At 64.0% G+C, this 21,161-nt stretch carries 24 protein-coding genes; 10 read left to right on the top strand and 14 right to left on the bottom strand.

The window, feature by feature from the left end:
- The first annotated feature begins 33 nt into the window (after positions 1-33).
- Entirely contained in the window at positions 34-1,722 is a 1,689-nt protein-coding gene (locus tag GJ654_RS14405; protein ID WP_196305569.1) for a methyl-accepting chemotaxis protein, read from the top strand.
- A gap of 97 nt (positions 1,723-1,819) precedes the next feature.
- Here the strand turns inward: GJ654_RS14405 and GJ654_RS14400 are convergent, their stop codons facing one another.
- Positions 1,820-2,236: a hypothetical protein gene (locus GJ654_RS14400; RefSeq protein ID WP_155446868.1), complete on the bottom strand. Its 417-nt coding sequence runs from the start codon at positions 2,234-2,236 to the stop codon at positions 1,820-1,822.
- A gap of 77 nt (positions 2,237-2,313) precedes the next feature.
- On the opposite strand from GJ654_RS14400, the gene GJ654_RS14395 reads away from it, so the two are divergent.
- Positions 2,314-2,709, top strand: a complete 396-nt coding sequence (locus GJ654_RS14395; protein WP_155446867.1) for a NifB/NifX family molybdenum-iron cluster-binding protein — start codon at positions 2,314-2,316, stop codon at positions 2,707-2,709.
- Between the two features lie 91 nt (positions 2,710-2,800).
- On the opposite strand, the gene GJ654_RS14390 is transcribed toward GJ654_RS14395, so the two are convergent.
- Positions 2,801-3,373 (bottom strand): TMEM175 family protein, encoded by a 573-nt coding sequence (locus tag GJ654_RS14390; RefSeq protein ID WP_264586229.1) that lies wholly within the window; start codon positions 3,371-3,373, stop codon positions 2,801-2,803.
- Positions 3,374-3,672: 299 nt separating this feature from the next.
- Between GJ654_RS14390 and GJ654_RS14385 the strand changes: the two genes are divergently transcribed.
- The 5 genes from GJ654_RS14385 to GJ654_RS14365 all read left to right on the top strand — a co-directional run bounded on the left by GJ654_RS14385 (position 3,673) and on the right by GJ654_RS14365 (position 6,271).
- Positions 3,673-4,032: an AtpZ/AtpI family protein gene (locus GJ654_RS14385; protein WP_155446866.1), complete on the top strand. Its 360-nt coding sequence runs from the start codon at positions 3,673-3,675 to the stop codon at positions 4,030-4,032.
- A 39-nt stretch (positions 4,033-4,071) separates the two neighbouring features.
- Positions 4,072-4,833 carry a F0F1 ATP synthase subunit A gene (locus GJ654_RS14380; protein WP_155446865.1) on the top strand — a complete coding sequence of 254 codons (762 nt, stop codon included), beginning with the start codon at positions 4,072-4,074 and terminating at the stop codon, positions 4,831-4,833.
- A 51-nt stretch (positions 4,834-4,884) separates the two neighbouring features.
- The gene (locus GJ654_RS14375) at positions 4,885-5,115 is read left to right on the top strand and encodes a F0F1 ATP synthase subunit C (RefSeq protein ID WP_155446864.1); all 231 of its coding nucleotides are present in this window, start codon (positions 4,885-4,887) and stop codon (positions 5,113-5,115) included.
- Between the two features lie 114 nt (positions 5,116-5,229).
- The gene (locus GJ654_RS14370) at positions 5,230-5,784 is read left to right on the top strand and encodes a F0F1 ATP synthase subunit B' (RefSeq protein ID WP_155446863.1); all 555 of its coding nucleotides are present in this window, start codon (positions 5,230-5,232) and stop codon (positions 5,782-5,784) included.
- Positions 5,785-5,794: 10 nt separating this feature from the next.
- The gene (locus GJ654_RS14365) at positions 5,795-6,271 is read left to right on the top strand and encodes an ATP F0F1 synthase subunit B (protein ID WP_155446862.1); all 477 of its coding nucleotides are present in this window, start codon (positions 5,795-5,797) and stop codon (positions 6,269-6,271) included.
- A 175-nt stretch (positions 6,272-6,446) separates the two neighbouring features.
- On the opposite strand, the gene GJ654_RS14360 is transcribed toward GJ654_RS14365, so the two are convergent.
- The 4 genes from GJ654_RS14360 to GJ654_RS14345 all read right to left on the bottom strand — a co-directional run bounded on the left by GJ654_RS14360 (position 6,447) and on the right by GJ654_RS14345 (position 10,548).
- Complete coding sequence (locus tag GJ654_RS14360; RefSeq protein ID WP_155446861.1) at positions 6,447-6,680, bottom strand: hypothetical protein; 234 nt, start codon at positions 6,678-6,680, stop codon at positions 6,447-6,449.
- Between the two features lie 92 nt (positions 6,681-6,772).
- The gene (locus tag GJ654_RS14355) at positions 6,773-7,216 is read right to left on the bottom strand and encodes a PaaI family thioesterase (RefSeq protein ID WP_155446860.1); all 444 of its coding nucleotides are present in this window, start codon (positions 7,214-7,216) and stop codon (positions 6,773-6,775) included.
- 25 nt (positions 7,217-7,241) lie between these two features.
- Positions 7,242-9,977, bottom strand: a complete 2,736-nt coding sequence (gene ppc, locus GJ654_RS14350) for a phosphoenolpyruvate carboxylase (RefSeq protein WP_155446945.1) — start codon at positions 9,975-9,977, stop codon at positions 7,242-7,244.
- A gap of 70 nt (positions 9,978-10,047) precedes the next feature.
- Positions 10,048-10,548, bottom strand: coding sequence for an NUDIX domain-containing protein (locus GJ654_RS14345; RefSeq protein ID WP_246664759.1), 501 nt, complete (start codon positions 10,546-10,548; stop codon positions 10,048-10,050).
- A 100-nt stretch (positions 10,549-10,648) separates the two neighbouring features.
- Here GJ654_RS14345 and mbfA point away from each other — a divergent pair, with 100 nt between their 5' ends.
- From mbfA to GJ654_RS14330, 3 genes are all read left to right on the top strand, one after another.
- On the top strand, positions 10,649-11,620 hold the full coding sequence (mbfA, locus tag GJ654_RS14340) for an iron exporter MbfA (RefSeq protein WP_155446943.1): 972 nt from the start codon (positions 10,649-10,651) through the stop codon (positions 11,618-11,620).
- On the top strand, positions 11,620-12,510 hold the full coding sequence (locus GJ654_RS14335; RefSeq protein ID WP_155446859.1) for a metallophosphoesterase family protein: 891 nt from the start codon (positions 11,620-11,622) through the stop codon (positions 12,508-12,510). Before mbfA ends, GJ654_RS14335 begins: the two co-directional genes overlap by 1 nt.
- A 191-nt stretch (positions 12,511-12,701) precedes the next feature.
- A complete protein-coding gene (locus tag GJ654_RS14330) occupies positions 12,702-13,109 on the top strand; it encodes a hypothetical protein (RefSeq protein ID WP_155446858.1) in 408 nt (135 codons plus the stop codon).
- Positions 13,110-13,160: 51 nt separating this feature from the next.
- Here the strand turns inward: GJ654_RS14330 and GJ654_RS14325 are convergent, their stop codons facing one another.
- The 8 genes from GJ654_RS14325 to GJ654_RS14290 all read right to left on the bottom strand — a co-directional run bounded on the left by GJ654_RS14325 (position 13,161) and on the right by GJ654_RS14290 (position 21,070).
- Entirely contained in the window at positions 13,161-13,979 is an 819-nt protein-coding gene (locus GJ654_RS14325; RefSeq protein ID WP_155446942.1) for a ferredoxin--NADP reductase, read from the bottom strand.
- Between the two features lie 356 nt (positions 13,980-14,335).
- The gene (locus GJ654_RS14320) at positions 14,336-15,088 is read right to left on the bottom strand and encodes a M15 family metallopeptidase (RefSeq protein WP_246664758.1); all 753 of its coding nucleotides are present in this window, start codon (positions 15,086-15,088) and stop codon (positions 14,336-14,338) included.
- A gap of 149 nt (positions 15,089-15,237) precedes the next feature.
- Positions 15,238-15,522 carry a YARHG domain-containing protein gene (locus GJ654_RS14315; protein ID WP_155446857.1) on the bottom strand — a complete coding sequence of 95 codons (285 nt, stop codon included), beginning with the start codon at positions 15,520-15,522 and terminating at the stop codon, positions 15,238-15,240.
- A gap of 168 nt (positions 15,523-15,690) precedes the next feature.
- Positions 15,691-15,861: a hypothetical protein gene (locus tag GJ654_RS14310; RefSeq protein WP_155446856.1), complete on the bottom strand. Its 171-nt coding sequence runs from the start codon at positions 15,859-15,861 to the stop codon at positions 15,691-15,693.
- Positions 15,862-16,175: 314 nt separating this feature from the next.
- Positions 16,176-17,510 (bottom strand): vWA domain-containing protein, encoded by a 1,335-nt coding sequence (locus GJ654_RS14305; protein ID WP_155446855.1) that lies wholly within the window; start codon positions 17,508-17,510, stop codon positions 16,176-16,178.
- Entirely contained in the window at positions 17,503-18,609 is a 1,107-nt protein-coding gene (locus GJ654_RS14300) for an AAA family ATPase (protein ID WP_155446854.1), read from the bottom strand. Before GJ654_RS14300 ends, GJ654_RS14305 begins: the two co-directional genes overlap by 8 nt.
- Positions 18,609-19,712: a hypothetical protein gene (locus GJ654_RS14295; RefSeq protein ID WP_155446853.1), complete on the bottom strand. Its 1,104-nt coding sequence runs from the start codon at positions 19,710-19,712 to the stop codon at positions 18,609-18,611. Before GJ654_RS14295 ends, GJ654_RS14300 begins: the two co-directional genes overlap by 1 nt.
- A gap of 350 nt (positions 19,713-20,062) precedes the next feature.
- The gene (locus GJ654_RS14290; RefSeq protein WP_155446852.1) at positions 20,063-21,070 is read right to left on the bottom strand and encodes a hypothetical protein; all 1,008 of its coding nucleotides are present in this window, start codon (positions 21,068-21,070) and stop codon (positions 20,063-20,065) included.
- Positions 21,071-21,161: the final 91 nt, after the last annotated feature.

The raw sequence follows: 21,161 nt of genomic DNA, 5'->3' as shown, positions 1-21,161 counted from the left end.
GCACCATTGAGCCCGAAGAGGGGGGATCGGCCTGTGGCGCTTAAGCTTAACTCCATTTCGACACGCATTGGCGGCATCGTCGCACTGGCTTTTGTCTGCATCGGCGGCGGCGGCGCGTTTTCTTATTTCAATTTGCGCGCAAACCTTCTGGATCAGAAGGAGCTTCAACTGAAAAATGAGGTCGACACCGCCAAGACCTTCATAGACTCGATCCGGCAGAGAGCGGAAAAGGGAGAGTTTTCGCAGGACGAGGCGAAGGCGCGGGCGGTTGAAGCGCTGCGGCCCGTGCGCTTCGGCGAGGACAGCTATTTCTTCATCTATCGCACCGACGGGGTCAACGTTCTGCTTCCGCCCAATCCCAAGCGCGAGGGCGTGAACCTGATCGAACTCAAGGACTCCAACGGCGTCCCCTTTGTCCGCGACCTGATCGAGCACGCCAAGGACGGCGGCGGCCTCACAAAATATCTCTGGGTCAAGCCGGGCGAACAGGCCCCCTCGCTCAAGCTCGGTTACTCCGAGCTTGTTGAGGGCTGGGATTGGATCGTCGGCACGGGTTTTCACGTCAGCGACATCGAGACCGCGCTCGCGCGCAGTTCGCGCCTGCTGATCGCCGCGATCTGCGCGGCCATGGCGACGCTGGCGATCATCGCCTTCATCGTTCAGCGCAGCATTGGTCGTCCGCTCAAAAGCCTGACCCATTCAATGGAGCAATTGCGTCGGGGCGATCTCGACGCGGCGATCGCCGGCGAGGCGCGCGGCGACGAAATCGGCCAGATCGCGCGCGCCGTCGCCGAATTCCGCAACCTTCTGCGCGAAAAACTGGCGCGCGACGCGGAGGCCGAGCGCGACCGGCGCGCCGACGCGGATCGGGTGCGCCGCGAGACGCTGCAAAAGATTGCGTCCGACTTCGAGGTGCGGGTGGGCGGCGCCGCCGGCGCCATCGACAGCCAGGCCCAACGGTTCGAGCTGGTGTCGCGCGACCTGCACGCGCTGTCCAGCGCGACCCGCGACCAGGCGGCGACCAGCGCGCAAACCGGCCGCACGGTGGAGCAAAACGTGCAGGCGGCCTCGGCGGCGGCGGAGGAACTGTCCGCCTCGATCCGTGAAATCCTCGCTCAGGTGTCGCGCGCCGCCGAATTCTCCAGCGTGGCCGTGGCCGAATCGGCGCAGGCCAAGGCGGCCATGCATGAATTGAGCGAATCGTCCCGGCAGGTCGGCGAGGTCGTCGCGCTGATCGAGGACATCGCCAACAAAACCAACCTGTTGGCGTTGAACGCCACCATCGAGGCGGCGCGCGCCGGCGAGGCCGGCAAGGGATTCGGCGTGGTGGCGGCGGAAGTGAAGACGCTCGCCGATTCCACAAAGAAGGCCATAGAGGACATCACGCGGCGAATCGAGGCTATCCAGCATGGCGCCGACGCCTCGATGACCTCCAACCGGACGGTGGAGGAGACCATCGGGCGCATCGATTCGAGCGCATCGGCGATTGCAGCGACCCTCGACCAGCAGAGCGCCGCCGTGGACCAGATCGCCGAGGCGATCACGGGCACGCTCACCCTGGTCTGCGAGCTGACCCGGAGCATGACCTCCCTGCAGGATCAGGCGCTGGCCGCCGACGGCAAGTCGCAGGAAGTCGCCGAGTCCGCCCGCGACATGAGGGGTCAGGCGGCCGAATTACAAGCGCAACTCGGCCAGTTGAGCCAGGCGCTGCGCGCGGGTTAGAGCATGATCCCGAAAAATGGAAACCGGTTTTCGGAAAAGATCATGCTTAAACAAGAACTTTAGAGCGTGATGCGTTTCCGTGGAAACGCATCACGCTCTAGCGCCGCTGCCGGCTGGTTTCCGTGCGCGTGTGAAAATCCGGACGCTTGTTCGCGATCCAGCGCAGGAACAGGCTTATGTCGGGGTCGGCGCGCAGGGCCTCGAACGTGTGATACGATTTCCGAAGGATCAGTTCGGAAATCGTATTCCGCTCGCGCGGAAATCCGCCCTTCGCCTGAAGGATTTCCGCGCGATTTCGTTTTCGCGGATCACGAAGCGATCTTGCGGAAACCGTATGATAGCGGTCGCGCAACTCCCGCTCCGACAAGGACGTGTGGATCTTGCGGTGGCAGATCGGGTGCAAGGCCACGGTCTCCCGCCCGCCAAAGGTTTTGGGCATGAGGTGCTGCGCCTCCAACCGCGCGCCGAGCCGCCGGCCGCAGAGCGCGCATGTCGCGTCGTTCGTCTGGCGCAAAATATGCTCTTTCCGCTCAAAAGCCCGGCAAGGCGGCGTTTTGGCCCGCGTTGCGACACAAAAGAGAGCAAGACGCCATGAAAGTCGCCATTGCAACAATAGAGTGGAAAGAAGTGAGCGGCCACGCCGGCAAGGCGCAGCAATGGTTTGTTTACGATCTCGCCGGACACACGCCGGGCGGCCCCCTGCCCGAGCCCGCCCGCGTCACCCTCACCAAGGAGCAGACGCCGCATTACATCGAGGACGACAACGCCCCGCATCCCCTTGATGGCGTGGAAGTGATGATCGCCGGCAGCGCCGGCGACGGTTTTGTCCGCCACATGAAGAAGCGCGGCGCGGACGTCGTCCTGACAGGCGAACCCGACCCGGCGGTCGCGCTGACAAAACTGATCGCGGGCGAGGATTTGCCGGACCAGCGATTCGATATCACCACAAGCCTCTGCAAGCTGCGGGATTTTTTCTCGCGGCATTGATTGGCGCGGGATCGGCGACGCCCTCATGACCGGACTTGTCCCGGTCCATGACGGTCGTGAAATGGAATCAACCGAGCGAATATGTCGGAGTCTATTCAAGAACCCTGACAATTCGCCGATCGGGAATCAGCCAGATCGCCGCCACGGCGACATAAAAGGCGCCGGCGAGCCAGGGTTTCCACCCGCTGGCGGCGATCCCCGCGACATAGAGCGCCATCGACAGTTTGCCCTTGAAATCGCCGCCGATCGCCGCCTGCAGCTTCGAACCGGCGCCTTGCGCGCGCAAAAGGGTGCGCACCAGCACCAGATACGCCGTGGCGCAAGCCAACAAGTTGACGCCGTAAAGGGCCATGGGGGCGGCGGCGAACTCGGTTTCCGCCGCCCAGGCTGTGGCGAAGGGCAGCAGCGACAGACAGAACAGCAGGACGAGATTCGCCCAGAGCACCGCCCCGTCGATCGATTCGACCACATAGAAAAGGTGGTGGTGGTTGTTCCAGTAGATCGCCACATAGGTGAAACTGACGACATAGGCGAGGAGAATCGGCCAAAGCTTCGCCAGCGCAGAAAAATCCTCGCCATGGGGCGCCTTCAGCTCCAGAACCATGATGGTGATGATGATGGCGATCACACCATCCGAAAACGCCTTCAGCCGTTCGCTAGACACGCCGCCCTCCTTTTCAAGCCCCCGGAACCGCGCGCCCCAGCCTAGACCTTCGGGCGCCCCCACCAAAAACACCCTTATCGTCTTTATTTACAATGACTTGTCCCGCGACAAGAAATACCGTCCTAATCTTGACAGCCGAAAGGGCCGCCAATATGGTGCGCCCGGTTCAAGAAGGGCGGAACGCGGCAAGGCGTTCCGGAGTCCGGTTCCATCGGATGGCGCTTCAGACGACCTGTGATCGAGGCCGCCCCAGGCGCCTTCCCTGACAACGCAATTCTTACGAATCGGCGGGGAGCACGATGCAGAACGGGTCTGACGACGACGCCGACATGAAGGTGCGGCTTGCAAAACTGGCGAGCGCACTTCAGGCGAGACGCGAGGCGGACACCGCCGAAGAGCGTCGCCGCTCCGATGCCGGCCCCGACAAGAGCCTCGGGCGGGCGATGAGTCTCGGCTTTCGCGTGCTGACGGAATTTGTCTCGGCTGCGGTCGTGGGCGGCTTGATTGGCTGGCTCCTTGACAAATGGCTGGGGACGACCCCATGGCTGCTGGTCCTGTTCGTGGGATTGGGCGTCGCCGCGGGGTTCAACAACGTATACCGGATGGCGGCGAAAACGACGCCGCCGCCACGCGACGGCGGGCAGCCGCCGCAAACCTGAGAATAGCGGGCGCGCCCCGCCAAAAGTGAAGGACGCAACATGTCGGAAGCCGGCTCCGCAGCGGTCGATCCCATCCACCAGTTTCACATCAACGTGCTCGCGCCGTTGGACCTGTTTGGCGTTGACGCTTCCTTCACCAACTCGGCCCTGTTCATGCTGATCGCCGCGGCGGCCGTGATCCTGGTCATGCTGATAGGCACCGGCGGCAAGAAGGTCGTTCCCGGCCGCATGCAGGCCACCGCCGAAATGGCTTACGAGTTCGTCGCTGACATGGTGCGCTCGGTCTGCGGCGAAAGCGGCATGAAGTTCTTTCCGCTGGTCTTCACCCTGTTCGTCTTCGTGCTGGCCTGCAACCTGATCGGCCTGTGGCCCTATACGTTCGAGGTGATGGCGCAGATCATCATCACCGCCGGCCTCGCCTTCTCGATCATCCTGCTCACGATCGTCTACGGCATCTGGAAACACGGCTTCCACTTCTTCGGCCTGTTCAAGCCCTCCGGCGTGATGCCGGCGCTGCTGCCCTTCATCATCATCATCGAAATCCTGTCGTTCATCTCCCGGCCGATTTCGCTCTCGGTTCGTCTTTTCGCCAACATGCTGGCTGGCCACATCATGCTGGTCGTGTTCGGCGGCTTCTGCGTGATGCTGCTTGGCGCCGGCTTCTCCTATCTGGCGCCGCTGCCGCTGCTCGGCATCACTGTCTTGACCGCGTTTGAGCTGCTGGTCTCGGTGCTGCAAGCCTATGTGTTCGCCGTTCTCACTTGCGTCTACATCAACGACGCGATCCACCCGGGCCACTGATAATCTCATCTCAACAACAAATGGTCGCCCACAATAAAATGGAGTCTTATGATGGGTTCTGAAGCAGCTAGACTTATCGGCGCCGGCCTCGCGGCGATCGGTGTCGGCGCCGCCGCGATCGGCGTCGGCGCGATCTGGGGCAACTTCCTCTCGGGCGCGCTGCGCAACCCGTCGGCCGCGGACGGCCAGTTCGGCCGCGTGTTCATCGGCACGGCGCTCGCCGAAGGTCTGGGCATCTTCGCCTTCCTCATCGCGCTGATCCTGCTGTTCGTCGCGAAGTGATCTTTGCGCGCCCCGGTTCGCCCGGGGCGCGTCTTTCCTGTTGTGTTCCATGCGTTTTCCTCACGCGATTTCCTTCGCTTGAAAACGCTTCTCAAGACGACCCAAGGAACGTATATGGCCACGCAAGGCGCTGAAGGGCACGCCGCCGGAACCGAGGTTCCCGCCGGTCACGCCCACGAAGATGTGTTCCCGCCCTTCGACTCGACCTATTTCGCGCCCCAGCTGATCTGGCTGGCGCTGATTTTCGGCTGCCTCTATCTACTGATGTCGAAGGTCGCCCTGCCGCGCGTCGCCGGCATTCTCTCGACCCGCAAGCAGACCATCGGGGACGATCTCGCCGCCGCCAACAAGGCGCAGCAGGACGCCGCCGCCGCCGCCGCCGCGCATGAGGCGACCCTCACCGAGGCCAAGTCCAAGGCGCAGGCGCTCGGCCAGGCCGCGCACGCCGAGGCCGCCAAGGCCGCCGACGCCTCGCGCTCAAAACTTGAGGCCGAACTCGGCGCCAAGCTCGCGGAAGCGGAAAAGAAGATCGGCGAGACCAAGACCGCCGCCATGGCCAATGTCGAAGGCATCGCCACCGAGGTCGCGCACGCCATTCTGCAGCACGTGACCGGCAAGCCGGCCGATTCCGCGGCTGTCGCCGCCGCCGTCGCCGCCACCAAGGCCTGAGGAGAAGAACATGGAATTTGACGCTGAATTCTATTTCTTCGTCGGCGCGCTTCTGCTGATCCTGTTCTTCGGCTACATCGGCGTGCACAAGATGATCGCCAAGGGGCTCGACGGCCGTATCGAAGGCATCGAGAAGGAACTCGCAGAGGCTTCGCGCCTGCGCGCCGAGGCCCAGGCTCTGTTCGACAGCTTCGCCGCCAAGACGGCGGAAGCCGAGGCGCAGGCCGCCTCCATCGTCGCCCAGGCCAAGACCGAGGCCGAGGTGCTCGCCAAGGAGGCGCAGGTCCGTCTCGAAGACTATATCGCCCGCCGCAAGAAGCAGGCCGACGACAAGATCGCGCTTGCGGAGGCCCAGGCCATCGCGGACGTGCGCTCCGCCGCGACCGACGCTGCGGTGAAGGCCGCCGAAACCGTCCTGAAATCCTCGGGGAACCAGGCCAGCTTCGTCGACCAGGGCATCGCCAGCGTGAAGACGCTGATGAACTGAGGTCTTTTTTCGATCTTCCTTTTCAAAAGCCGGGGCGTCGCTCCGGCTTTTTTCTTTGGAATATCCGTCTCTTAACCAAGCCTCACACGAATGTCCGAGCCTGACGCCAGAGCGTTTTCACGCGAACCGGCATCCACGTCGCTTGAAAACGCTCTGGAACAGGCCGGCGCGATTGTCAGCAATGCCGCTCGCGCCGCGTGACCATGTCGCCGTCGCCGCGCCGGTAGCGGATGACCCGGACGGTGCAGCCGTCGTCGTCCTCGTATTCCCTGATGACCCTGCGGTGATGATCGCCGCCCATATCGACCCCGACACCGCCCGGGCCGATATGAATACCCTGCGCCGGAACCCCGGACACCGTAAGCGGTAGCGCCAGAATGGCGACCGCAATGCTTCGAGTTGTCTTCATGATCGGACTCCCTCTCCCGAGGGTCTGTGAACGGTTTTGGCGCGGCAATGTTCCCGGGCGGGTTTTGCGCGTTCGGGTCCGCGCCTTGCCGTCTATTTCTCGGCCTTCGCCTGCATGACCATGATGGTCTGCTGCATGAGGGCGCACAAAGTTTCCTGACCCGCTTTCACGGCGACCACCTCCGCCCCGGTCACGACCAGCGTGCGGCCCGACCTGACGACCCGCCCCCGCGCGATCAGCTTTTCGCCGTCCGCCGGCGCCAACAGGTTGATCTTGTACTCGACGGTCAACACCGTGGCGATGGCCGGCGCCATCGTCATTGCAGCATAGCCGGCGGCGGAATCGGCGATCATTCCGACCTCGCCGCCATGCACGAAGCCGTGCTGCTGTTCGACGCCATCCCAATGGGGAACGTGGATTTCGGTTCGGCCATATTCGACGACAGGCAAGGTCGCCCTGATCAGGCGCATCGCATTCTGCTTATCGAAGCTGGCGGCGACATGTTCAGCGAAATCGGGATTCTTGGCTCGTGTCATGGCGGCTCCGGGGCCGGGACGGCGCTCAGCCCGTGTTGCGCAAACCGGCCGCGATCCCGTTGATCGCCACGAGGATACCGATGCGAACTTTCCTGTCATGGTCGCCGGCGCGCCAGCGGCGCAACAAGTCCGCCTGGAGATAGTTCAACGGCGCGATATAGGGGAAGCGATGCGCGATGGAGCGGGCGAGCGCCGGATTGTCGGCGAGACGCCCCTCTTCGCCCGTAATGGTTTTGAGCGCGCGCGTCGTCCGCTCGGCCTCGGCCTCGATGGCGGCAAAAATGTGCTTGGCCAACGCCGGATCGGGGACCAGTTCGCAATAGCGCCGGGCGATGGAGAAATCGGCTTTCGCCAGCACCATGTCCGTGTTGGAGAGAAGCGTGCGGAAGAACGGCCACTCCGCGTGCATGCGCCGGAGCACCGCCTCTGAGCCGCCGTCCGCCAGAAATTTTTCCACCGCCGCGCCGAACCCGTACCAGCCCGGTAGCGCGACGCGGCTCTGACCCCAGGAAAAACTCCAGGGGATGGCGCGCAAGTCCTCGATGCGTCGCGTCGCTTTTCGCGAGGCCGGGCGCGAGCCGATGTTGAGTTCGGCGATTTCGGCGATGGGGGTCGCGGCGTAAAAATAGTCGACAAAACCGGGCGTGTCGTAAACCAGCGCGCGATAGGCCCGCATCGACGCTTCCGACAGGGTCGCTGCCGCGTTCAAGAACGCGGCGGGCGGTTGCTGACCATCCGCGAGCAGGGTGGCTTCGAGGTCCGCCGCCATCAGCGTTTCGAGGTTGCGCCGGCCGATTTCCGGATTGGCGTATTTGGCGTTGACGACCTCCCCCTGTTCGGTGAGGCGGATCTGGCCGCGCACCGTGCCCGGCGGCTGGGCGAGGATGGCCTGATAGGACGGCCCGCCGCCGCGCCCCACCGCGCCGCCGCGTCCGTGGAACAGCCGCAGACGCAGGCCCGGCAGCGAATCGAACAGGGCCGCCAGCGCGGTCGAGGCGCGATAAAGCTCCCAGTTGGAGGTGAGATAGCCGCCGTCCTTGTTGGAATCGGAATAGCCGAGCATCACGTCCTGCACGCCGCCCGAACGCCGCATCAGGTCGGCCATCCCCGGAAGGGCGTAGAAATCGCGCATGATTTTTTCGGCCGCGCGCAAATCCTCGATGGTCTCGAACAGCGGCGTGACGATCAGGCCCAAGGTGGCCTGTTCGCTGTCATGAAGCGCGCCGCGCAGCAGACCGCATTCCTTTTGCAGCAGCATCAGCTCCAGCAGATCGCTGACGCTTTCGGTGTGGCTGATGATGGCGTGGCGAATCACGCCGGAACCCAATTTCTCCCGCAGGTCGCGCGCGGTTTCGAGCACCGCGAGTTCGCTGAGCGCGTCGGCCGAGTAGACGCGGTCGGGCGCGCGCAGCGGGCGCGGGTCGGCGAGCAGGCGCAACAGCAGCTCGATCTTTTGCGGCTCGGCCAGCGCGGAATAATCAGGCTCGATGCGCACGGCCGCGAGCAGTTCGCGCAGCGTCGCCTCGTGCCGGTCGGAGTTCTGGCGCAGGTCGGTGGTCGCCATGTGAAAACCGAACACATTTATGGCGCGGATCAGTCGGCTGAGCCGCCCCGCAGCCAGAGCGCCGCCATGATGGGCCTCAAGCGAATCGCGAATGATCAGCAAATCGGCGCGAAACTCTTCCGGACGCGCATAGGGCGCGCCCGGCGTCGCCGCATGGCGCATGGCCTCGCCGCCGGTCAGCGCCCGAAGCGTGCCCGCGAGCCGGGCGTAAACCCCGATCAGCGCCCGGCGATAAAATTCGTCGTCGCGGTGCGGGTTATGGTCGCCGGACGCCTCGGCCAGCGCCTTCAGCGCCGGGGAACATGGCGTGACCATGTCGGAAATCGACAACTCGCCGCCGAGCCTGTGGACATCAACGAGGTAATGGCGCAACACCGTCTCGCAATGCAGGAGCACGCTGTCTTTCAGCGTCGCCGCGACGACATTGGGATTGCCGTCGCGGTCGCCGCCGATCCAGTTGCCCATGCGGAAAAAGGACGCCGCCGGCGCGCCGAGGCGACGGTCCAGATCGGCGTAGAGTTTGGGAATCTCCTTCAAAAAGGTCGAGCGGTAATAGAGCAGCGCGTTTTCGATCTCATCGTGGACCGTGAGGCTGGCGGTGCGAATGATGCGCGTCTGCCAGAGCTGGGTGACGCGGGCGGCGAGCTGCGCTTCGTTTTCAGAAAACTCCGCCTCGCCCCGGCAGAATTCGCGCGCGTGCAGCAAGTCGGCGATATCGCGCTCGGCGTCCAGCGTCGAGCGCCGCTGCACCTCGGTGGGATGGGCGGTCAGAACCGGCGACACATAGGCGCCCTCAAGCGCCGCGCTGATTTTTTCCGGCGCCACGCCCGCCGCCTTAAGCCGCGCAAAAGCGTGGCCGAGGCTTCCGGGCTGCACGTCGCCGGCATGGGCGGCGCGGCGGCGCAGAAAATGCCGGTCTTCGGCGATATTGGCGAGATGGGAGAAATAGGTGAAGGCGCGCACGACCACCACCGCCTCGGCGTTGGTCAGGCCGCGCAGCAACTCATCAAGTTCGGCGGCGGCCCTGGCGCCGCCGCGCGTTTCCGCCACGGAGAGACGGCGTATCCGCTCGATTCGCTCGAAAACCGCGTCGCCCTCGTGCTGCCGGACGGTTTCGCCCAGAATTTGCCCGAGCAGGCGAATGTCCGCGAACAAAGGCGCCAGCTTGGCGCTTTCCTCTGGCGTGGTGTTGTTCATCTCGTCCCGATCATGCAGCCGCCGCACGACGCGGCGCCTGCATCATACGAAAGTCGGATGGTTGGGCAACTCACCAATGCAATGAGGGCTGCGAAAATCCCAACGCTTCCTGGATATGGGCGCGCGTCGCGGGGGTTGTGTTTTCCGGCAGCGCGTCGAGCGGAAAGAACCCGCATTCGGCGATCTCCCAGTCGGCCGGGCGCGGTTTTGTCTGGCGCGCGCGGACGAGATAGAGCACGACATGGTCGCGCGAGGAGTGTTTTGGATTGTAATAGAAGCCGACCAGCCGCGCCGGGCCGGTGGTCTCCAGCCCACCTTCCTCGTCAAGCTCGCGCTCCAGCGAACGCAGCGCTGTTTCGCGCGCTTCGACGCCGCCGCCGGGGAGGCAGAAGCCGGGCAAATAGGTGTGGCGCACTAGGAAGACGCGGTTCTGGTCGTCCAGTGCGACGGCGCGCACGCCCAGAGTTTTGGGACGCAACAGCAATCCGGCGACGCGCTGTCCCAGGCGAACGAAGCGCTGCCAAGGGGCTTGAGCCGGGACCATCTCTCCCGTAATTTCCGCACAGGTCATCCCACACCACCTATATGTTCTGATTCGCGATCATGCGGCGAAAATCCTGCCAAATTGCAAACCGAATTCCGCCGCGGCGCGCAAGGAGAAACGATTGGCCCTGAAGAAATTCTCGGACCTGACCGAGCGCGAAATCCTGGCGATCGCCATCGCCTCGGAAGAGGAAGACAGCCGAATCTACATCTCCTTTTCCGAAGAACTGGCGGAACGTTACCCGGCGACCTCAAAAGTCTTCGCCGAAATGGCTGAGGAAGAAGACGGCCATCGCCGGCAATTGCTTGAAATCTACCGTCAGCGGTTCTGCGAAAACCTCCCGGCGATTCGCCGCGAGGATGTCGCGGGCTATTACAGCCGCCGCCCCACCTGGCTGATGAAGAACCTGCCGCTCGACACGATCCGCGCCCAGGCGGAAGCGATGGAGAAGGACGCCCAGCGCTTTTATGTCCAGGCCGCCGAGGCCTCGCAGGATGTCGGCGTGCGCAAGCTGTTGGGCGATCTGGCGCTTGTCGAGCGCAGCCACGGCCAGAAGGCCAACGCCCTTTCGGAGGCCATCCTCACCGAATCCGCGCGCGACGAGGAAGGCCGCACCGCGCACAAATTCTTCGTGCTGCAATTTGTGCAGCCGGGCCTCGCCGGGCTGATGGATGGCTCGGTTTCGACACTGGCGCCGCTGTTCGCCGCCGCCTTCGCCACCCACAACAATTTTTCCACCTTTCTGGTCGGACTCGCCGCGTCGCTCGGCGCCGGCATCTCCATGGGTTTTGCCGAAGCCCTGTCCGATGACGGTTCGATCACCGGACGCGGCGCGCCGCTTTTACGCGGCGCGGTGTGCGGGGTGATGACGACATTGGGCGGGCTGGGGCATACGCTCCCCTTTCTCGTGCCGGATTCCTGGCCGAACGCCTTCTGGACCGCAACGAGCATCGCCGCCGCCGTCGTCTTCGTCGAACTTTGGGCCATCGCCTGGATCCGGGCGCGCTACATGGACACGCCCTTCCTCAAGGCGGTAGGGCAAATCGTGGTCGGCGGCGTGGTCGTCCTTTTCACCGGCATTTTGATTGGCGGCGCGTGATGGCTATCTTTCGGCTCGCCCACCTCTCCGATCCGCATATCGGCCCCCTGCCCCGGCCGAAATGGCGCGAACTCTTGGGCAAACGCGCCACAGGCTACATCAATTGGCGGCGCGGCCGCCATCGCGCCCACGATATGGACGCGCTGACGGCGCTGGTGGCCGACTTGCGCGCCCACAAGCCGGACCACGTGGCGCTGACGGGCGACATCTGCAACATCGGTCTGCCCGGCGAATTCTCCTTCGCCGCGCAATGGATGCGCACGCTTGGCGAGCCGGCCGACGTGAGCCTGGCGCCGGGCAATCACGACGCCTATCTGCGCGCCTCCGTCCGCCACATGGTGCGCGAATGGCGACCCTGGATCATCGGCGACGATGAGGACGGAAAATTTCCGTTTCTGCGCCGGCGCGAGGGCGTGGCCATTATCGGCCTGTGCTCGGGCGTGCCGACCCTGCCTTTCGTCGCCGCGGGAAAACTTGGCGCGGCCCAGCTGGACCGTCTGGAGGACATGCTCGCGGCGACGCGCGGCGACATGCGCGTGGTGCTGCTCCACCATCCGCCCGTGGACGGCGGCGGCGCGATCCGCAACTTGCAGGACCATCGCGACTTCGCCGACGTGCTGGCGCGACACGGCGCGGAACTCGTGCTGCACGGCCATGCCCACAGCATCACGCGAAAAAGCATGATCGGCCCCGCCGGCCCCATCCCCGTGCTCGGCATCGGCTCAGCCTCGTCGATCGGCCGCAATCCCACCCGGCGCGCCGCCTATTATTTGATCGACATCGACCCAAAATTGCGGCGCCTGCACATATCCGTGCGCCAGCTGGGGCCCGACGGACAGTTCCACGTCATCGCCACACAACAGCCAAACGAAGTTTGGCGCCGCGCCTGAACCGTTTCGCGCACCCCGGCGTTTTTCGGTTCTCAGGCGCGAAAACCCTGGTGTTTCCGCAGTAAAGTCGAAGAGCAATCGCTCGGCGCGCGCTGCCGATTCACATTACCGTCGTCCAGCGCAAGTATTGTTCGCCTTCGCGCGGCGCCAATTTTGCATGGTTCATCGCGCAATGTCAGGGAGACTTTCCCATGCCGAAAATCACGTTCTATGTGAAGCCAGGCGAAACAAGCGCGTTCTCTTACAATAAGACGCTTGCCGACAAGGGCTATGAAATCGAAATCCGCGACATCGACGAGGAGATTTGGACATCAGCGCTGCTGCGGCCGTATTTCGACACCAGACCGGTGGCGGAATGGTTCGACCCCAAGGCGCCAAAAATCCTATCGGGTGACATCGATCCGCGCAAAATGAACGCCCAGGGGGCGCTCGTCGCGATGAGCGCGGACTTCGCGCTGATCCGCACGCCGCTGGTGAATTGCGCGGGCCGCTGCGCCGCCGATCTCAGCGACGAGGAATGGCCGAGATTCCTCGCGCGAAAATCCATCCCCCTGCATGAGCCGGACGTCATCTCCGAATTCTGGATGCACGACGAATAAAAAAAGCCCCCCGCCAATGTTGCGGGGGGCTTTTTTTCAGGCTCGCTGAATTCAGGTTTCCGCAAAAGCCTTTTCGATCACATAGGAGGCGGGCTCGCCGCCCGAGCCCTCCCTGAAACCGCGCGCTTCGAGCATCTTGACGAGATCGCGCAGCAGGCCGGGATTGCCGCAGATCATCACGCGGTCCTCCTCGGGATTGATCATGGGCTGGCCGAGATCGGCGAAGAGTTTGCCAGATTCCATCAGATCGGTGCAGCGGCCCTGATATTTGTAGGGCTCGCGGGTGACCGTAGGATAGTGCAGGAGTTTCTCTTGCACGATTTCGCCAAAAAACTCGTTGTTGCGGGCGGCTTCGACGATGTCGAGGCCATATTTCAGCTCGGCGACCTCGCGGCAGCCATGGATCAAGATCAGATGATCGTAGAGGTCGTAAACCTCGGGGTCCTTGATGATGCTGGAGAAGGGCGCGATGCCGGTTCCCGTCGAAAACATGTAGAGGCGCTTGCCCGGCAGCAGGTTCGACTGCACCAGCGTGCCCGTGGGCTTGCGGCCCACCAAAACCTCGTCGCCGGGCTTCAGATGGGCGAGATGCGAGGTCAGCGGACCCTCAGGAACCTTGATCGAGAAGAATTCGAGGTCTTCCTCGTAATTGGCGCTGGCCATGGAATAGGCGCGCAGCAGCGGCTTGCCGTCGACTTCGAGGCCCATCATGGCGAACTGGCCATTGATAAAGCGGAAGGCGGAATCGCGCGTGGTGCGGAAGCGGAAGAGACGGTCGGTGTAGTGCTGGACCTCCAGCACGGTCTCCCGGTTGAAGGCGCCGCCGGCCTTTTTCTTTGGGGCGGTGACGGTCGCTTCGGCATTGGTCATCGTCATGCGTCTCCTGTAATACGGTTTCCGCAAGATCGCTTCGCGATCCGCGAAAACGAAATCGCGCGGAAATCCTTCAGGCGAAGGGCGGATTTCCGCGCGAGCGGAATACGATTTCCGAACTGATCCTTCGGAAATCGTATAACTCCGCAGCGCCCGCGCATTGGTTCGGAGCTTAGATAGGATCAGTCGCGAAAGAGTAAAGCAAGGCGGGTGCGCTTCCGCATCGACCGGTTCGCCGTCCTAACGGACCAACGAAATTCCATGGATTTGGTCTTATAACGCGGCGACATGGAATGCAAGCCGGAGCTTGACGAAAGCTTGCGCAAGCGCAGTGGAAGTTCACCTAAGGCGTTTCAGAACAGCTCGGGCCGGTATTCGAAATGCATGGTGTCGTAATGACCCCATTTGCCGCCCCAGATGAAACCGTGCTTCTCGAAAATGGCGACGATCTCGGCGGGCATGCGGTTGCGGTATCCGCCCTTGCTCCACATCCAATAGTCCGCGTGCTTGGTGTTCAGGTCGATGGCGGCCCCCCAAGCGTGCATGCTGCGGTTGCCGGTGTCCTTCACCACGCGGCAATTGTAGGTCCCAGCGCTCGGAAATGCATAAGTTTTCAACGCGGACGGAAGAGCGTCGAGTTCCTCCGACACAGCGCGCAATTTTTCCGCCACGCCATTGACCGAGGTGATTTTTACGACACCGCCACCAGATTTCGGCAACCAGGGTACTGTGACCAATTTCTTCTCAACCTGCCCCTTCGAGCAGTCGCCATAGATCTTGTCGAAGAAGGCGACGTTACGGAATCGGCCGGGATCGTCCTGAGGTCCGGGCGGCGCAGCGAGCGGCCCCCTGGGATAGGGCAATTCCATCTGGTCGAGGAGGCTGGGATGGCGCAGTTTCTGGTCAAACGCCTTGTCCGCCTTGCCGTCGGAGACCGGCATTCGCGTTCCATCCTTCCATTGCAGCGTCTGACTGTCATGGCCGACGAGAAAGGCAGGATAGGCGGCGACCAGCTTGTCCAGCGCGCCCTCCGCCGAAGCGCCGTGCGCCAACAGCAATGCGGCGAAAAGCATGGCGACCGCCGACCGTGTGGGACAGACGAGCATGATTGCCTCCCAGCTTGGCGCCGGTTTTTACAGCGTCTTCGAGCGAAGCGAATGCTGGTTCGCATGAAGACCCGAAGGGCCGCATCAACGAAGACGCGCAGAAACAAAAGACGAAAGCCCGTTCGGCGATCGGGAGTTCACCGAACGGTTCAGCAGCCCTTGCGGGCTTCCCACATTTGGATTTCGTCGACGCGGTCTTTCTCCCAGCCGCTCAAGCGGCCGAAGGGTGGGAAGCAACCCTCGCCAAACACGGAAATGGCGCGCGGCGTCTTGAAACAATAACCGTTACGCGCATAGATCTTGTTGCGCGCGTACCAAAGTTCGCCGCAGCTCATGCCCGCCTGGGCTCGAACGGGTTGCAGCGCGCCCGGCGCAATGGTGACGGCGAATGCGAGGACCAGACCTGTCAAGATGAGTTTCGAGGCGGAAAACATGACGCGCTCCTCACTCGGGTGCGCCGGGCGCTCCCGGCGCGAAACTCGGCAGCGGGATGATCGCGATCTGATTGCCGACGCCCGCAACCTTGATGTTAACATTAGCAAGCAGGCGAGAATCCGCATTGTTGCAAGTCAACAACGACGACCGGAAGTTGCAGGCGCGGCTCACCACCAATCGAAAAAATCAAAAGCCGCGACCACCAGAACCAGCACGGCGCCGAGCGGCAGGATTGTCCACGCCGGAATGGCCAGACCGATCAACGCCGTCGCCAGGAAGAAAACTCCGAAGCCCAGGGCCGCGCAAAGACCGACGCCCGCGAGCACGGAAATGGACACGCCTGTCGGGAGCGCCAGATCGGCGCCGAGCCAGTAGGGAACCCGCCATCCGAGGAAGGCGACGAGGATGTGCCGCCGAGCGCGAGGGCCATGCTAGCCACGTAAACGCTCAGGACAGGCCATATGTCCAAATTCCACAGAACGGCCAATGCGACAATGACCGCGCTGGTGGCCATAATCACATTGCGAGACAAGGACGAGCGCTTGTTGTCCTGCATGAGAGCAATCCCGGCTCGACGTCGCGCTAATGCTAAGTCAGCCTACGCTCGCTTACCCAAAAAGTCAGGCCCAAGTTCGACACCCATCGGCGACGATCATCCGTGCTCCAGCGTCAATTTCTGGCCGAAGGGCGGCTGCGCCAAAGCGTTCGCTTCGGGAACCGCCCAGATCACCGGCCAGACCGGCTGGAAGCGCGCGGGTCCATCGAGATCGGTGAGCACCACACCGATATCAGGGCGATATTGGTTGGCGCACTCCAGCAACGGCGTAAAATCGGTGCCGCCGCCGCCGGAAAAATCGACGCGCCCGAGGTCCAGACGCCCCGGCTGGAAAACCTCGACGCGGCGGACCTGGTCATCGCCGATCACCAGAATGAGGCCCGCCTCCTGACGGCGGCTGATCGCGCAAATCTCGTCGGCGAAACATTCAAGCAGATCGTCGTCGATCGAGCCGGAGACATCGACGATGACGGCGAGGCGCGGCTCCATCTTGTTGGCGCAATGGCCGGGCTCGAAGGGCATGCGCTTGTCGCCGGCGCGGCCCTGGTTGGCGATGTAGGAGCGCGTCGGCCGCGACCACGACAAGGATTGTTTTCGTGAGAGCCCCTTGGCGAGACGTGTGCGCAACAGCTGGCGCCAGGGGGTGCGGGTGCGCGGCAGATCGGCGATCAGGGCGCGCAGCATGGAAAAATCGCCATCGCCGGCATGGCCGCGCAGCAGGCGCTCGCTCCATTCGCGGGACTGTTCGGCCTCCAGCTCCGGCGCCGTGTCTTCCGGGCCCGGCGCGAGATCGGACTCGGTTTGCGCGCCCATCGCCCGCACCTGCGCCGCGCGCGGCCCGTCCTGGCGGGGGCTCGGCCGCGACGGGCTGCCTCCCTGCTTCGGCGAACCGCCATCCGGCGACTGGGAGTCCTGACTGCTCGTCGAGCCGCTGTCGGCCCGCTGCTGACCGCTGGTCTCGCGGCGATCGTCGATGGAGCGATAGAGCCGCTCGACGTCCCATTCGAGCAGCGCGGTTTCGACATCCTGTTTCCGCTCCAGCGCCTGCGCCAGAAGCTGGTCGAGGAAAACCGATGTCGGCGGCAGTTTGAGCCAATTCAGATGCGACAGCGCGCTGTTGACGATGGCGTCGGCGCAGATGTTGAACAGCCGCATGTCGATGTCGCCGAGCAGCCGCTGCAATTCGAGCGCCCGCTGCGGATGGCGCAGCGCAACGTGCAAAACCTCGTGGGCGACCCATCCGGTCTGCTCGGGCAAAGCGAGCCTGTCGAAGCGGGGGCCGTACACAAGGGTCTCGCCGTCGGTCATCACCATGGGCGCGGCGGGATCGTCGCTGTTCCGGTGGCGGACCCACAGGGCGAGACCGCCGGTGGAGGGCGCGAATTCCACCATGCGCTGGATCGCGCGAACGCCCCTGTGGTCGTCACGCATCGACGCCATCGCGGCGGCGCGCATCGGCGTAACGATGGTAGGTGGGGCTGTCGAGGACCGCCGCCTCCAGGCCGGAAGCGAGCGCGCGCTGCATCAGCAGCTCCATCGCCAGTGTCTGCGCCTCGCGCAGCGGAAGCCCGCTCCCCCGAGCTTCCGGCAATTGCCCGATGATCTCCACGGCGCGCGAAAGCGTGTTTTCATCGGTGCTGGCCGCCAGCAGGCCGTAGATCATGCCATAGAGGGCGTCGAGGGTTTTGGGCAGCAGGGCGACGGTTTCCGCGCCGGGCCGCGCCGCCAGCAGGCGCACCACATCGGCGCCGGCCTGAATTTCCTTGAGCACGCCGAAGAACTCGGCAGCGTTGGCGGCGCCGATGCGGCCCTGCACGAACACGCGTTTCGCCGCGTTGGACAGGCCGGACTTCAGCACATTCGAAATATCCTCCCAGCCGCGCGGGCTCGCGCCGATCAGATGGTCGCCCGCAAGTTGCGCCTGGGTGTCGTCGAGCTTGTCCGGCCGCACTTTCAAATAGGCCATGACCTCCGGCGCGAAATTGCCCGCGCCGGCATGGTCGAGAAAGGCGTCGATCACGGTCTGTACATTGAAATGGAACATGCGGTCGGCCAGCGCCGTGCCCATGTCGTGGCTGACCGCGCCGTGAAAACTGGCGTTGCCCGCGGCCACCACCTGCCAGCGATCCGGCAGGACGTAATTGCCGACGCGGCGGTCGAGGATCAGCGAATAGGCGGAAATTTGCAGCCGTTGGTCGGCGGCGGTAAGTTCGTCGAGAAACAGGATTCCTTCCGGCGTCTCGGCGTTGGGCAGGAATTCCGGCGGGAACCACACGGTTTTCGCCAGCGCGTCATCGGCATAAATGGCGCCGCGAATGTCCACCGGCTCGATCGTGGTCAGGCGCAGGTCGATCAGCGGAATTTTGAAATGGTCGGCGACCTGTCGGACGATCGAGGATTTGCCGACGCCGCGCGTGCCCCACAGCATGGTGGCGCGGCGCCGGAGCACCGGGTCGGCATATTGCTCGATCAGCGCGGCCTTGGCCGTGGCGATCGAGACCGGGGGAATGTTCATCGGATTTCCGCGCATCAAACCTCGCTTGGCAAGATAGTTTGAGGACCTGCGACGTTCTGAGAACTCCTGACGTTTTCAGGACCAGTCCCTTTCTCGGGACTTGCCCCTCCTTCGGGACTTTCCCCTCCTTCGGGACTTGGACGAACGTTTTGAGCCCGTCCGGGAAACCACGACGGCGCGCGGGAAGGACGCGGCGCCGAAGGGATTTCCAGCCGCGGCATTTCCTGCAGGGTGAAGAGCGTGGCCAGCAGGATCGGCGGAGCGTTGAACATCATCAACGCCAAGGGCGAGTCCTGAGGAACATCGATGAAGACCATCGCCAGAGCGCCGGCGAACAGCGCCACGGCCCCCAGCAGCGGAATCGTGCGGCGGAACGCCACACCCCAGCGCGCGCGCGCAAACTTTTGATGAAACTGGCGCGGCGGCTCCGCCAGCGTTTGGGCCAGATGCGCCACGCCCCTCTCCAGCGCGGTTTCGACGCGACGGCTGCGGTCGGGTTCGCGGCCCGGCGCGCGCAGGGTTCCGATCCAGCCGGTCCCGCGCCGGCGCAACAGCCCCCAGTTCCAGCCGAGAGCGGCGAGAAGGTCGTCCGGCAGTTCGTGCGGTTGTTCCTCCTGCGGCGACAGCTCGATTTCGGCCGGATAGCCTCTTGCGGTGCTGGTCTTGACGGACAGGGTGAGGCCGTTCAACCGCGCTTCGGCGGTGGTGAGCGCCATCAGAAACGGATCGCCGGGAACGCGGGCGGTGGGGTCCAGCCGATAGCTTCGGGCGAGAACGACATCGCCGACCCCGACGAAATGTGTCCGCAAGGAAACGCTTTCGATGCGGTCCAGCAATTCGCCGAGATCGGAACCCTCCGTGACCAGCTGCGCCGTCTCGCCTGTCGGCAATTTCGTCGTGCGGATCAGCCGCCAGACACTGGGGCGCAGGTCTTCGAGTTGGAGAACTTCGATGGCGCCCTCGAAAACTTCGGCGTCATCGCCATGCACGATCGGTTTGAAAAGCAGGCGCCGCTCGATGCGGTCGCTTGCGGCGAGATCGACGTGGCGGCCTCGCCCGGCGAAGGGCTCGATCAGCCGCAGGATCTCGTGGTGGGTCAGGGGGCGCCGCTCCGTCACGCCGCCTGCTCCGTGTATCTGCGGTTACCTGAGGGAATCCGCGATTTCGCTGTGGCTTCCGTTGCTGTGCAAACTGTCAAGCGGTCGTCTCCGGCTCGCTTCACACCCATGCCAGCAAAATGTGTCCGATTTCGGCCTTTTGAGCAAGAGTACGTCGCGCGTGCCCTTTTAGAACGAACGCGACGCGACGCGGTTCCCTCGAATCACTCGAGGTCGCGTCCGCCCTCCGCCCCGCGCCGCAGCCATAGAGAACGGCCCTCGGAATTGCGCAGACGGTCGGACGGGGTCTCCCTCCGCGACGGCCAGACGGTCGATGTACATCGGATTTCCGCGCATCGAACCTCGCTGGCTCAGGCGTTTTGAACACTCACGACGTGCTGGGCCTCACGGCTCGCCCGCAGGGGAAACCATGAGGGCGCGCTGGACGGACGCGGCGGCGCCGGAACTTCCAGCCGCGGCAATTCGCGCAATCCGAATATCCCGTAGAACATGAACCCCGGCAGGGCCAACAGGAACCGCGCCAGCGGCGTGTCGGAAGGAATATCCGCGAAGGCCAGCGCGACGCTGCCCGCCAGCAGGGCCGCAAGCCCCAGCGCGGGCGTCATCCGCCTGATCAACACCAGCCAGCGCGCCCGAACGAACCGTTCGTGAAAACGGCGCGGCGGCTCCGCCAGCGTCCGCGTCAGATGCGCGACGCCCACCTCCAGGGCCGTCTCGATGCGCTTGCTGCGTTCGGGTTCGCGGCCCGGCGCGCGCAGGGTCCCGATCCAGCCGGTTCCGCGCCGGCGCAGCACCCTCCAGTCCCAGCCCAGCGCCGCGAGTATGTCGTCGGGCAGGTCATGCGGCTGATCCGCCTGCGGCAACAGTTCGATTTCCGCCGGATAGCCTTGCGCTGTGCTCAGCTTCATCTTCAGGGTCAGGCCGTCCAGCCTGGCTTCGGCCGCCGTGAGCGCCATCACAACCGGCGCGCCCAGGGTGCGGGCGGTGGGCTCCAGCCGATAGCTCCGGGCGAGGACGACGCCGCCGACCTCGATGAAATGGGTCCCGAGAGAAACGGCTTCGATTCGGTCCAGCAGGTCTCCCAGGTCGGAGCCTTCGGTGGCCAGCTTCGCCGTCTCGCCGGTCGCCAGGGTCACCGTGCGGATCAACCGCCAGACGTTGGGCCGCAGGTCTTCAAGCGTGAGACCTTCGCTGGCGCCTTCAAAAACGTCGGCGTCGGCGCCATGCACGATCGGCTTGAACAACAGACGCCGCTCGGCGCGGTCGCTCGCGGCGAGATCGACGTGGTGGTTGCGCCGGGTGAACGGTTCGATCAGCCGCAGGATCTCATGGTGGGTCAGGGGGCGCCGATCCGTCACGGCGCCAAGTTCCCGAATGTGCGGCTCGCTGAGGGAGACCGCGCTTTCAATGTGGCTTCCATTGCTGTGCAAACTGTCAAGCGGTCGTCTC

It is taken from the genome of Rhodoblastus acidophilus (assembly GCF_009720655.1).
GTDB lineage: Bacteria > Pseudomonadota > Alphaproteobacteria > Rhizobiales > Beijerinckiaceae > Rhodoblastus > Rhodoblastus acidophilus_A.
Note: the sequence above shows the minus strand (reverse complement) of the source record. Positions and strands in the feature narration are given on the sequence as shown.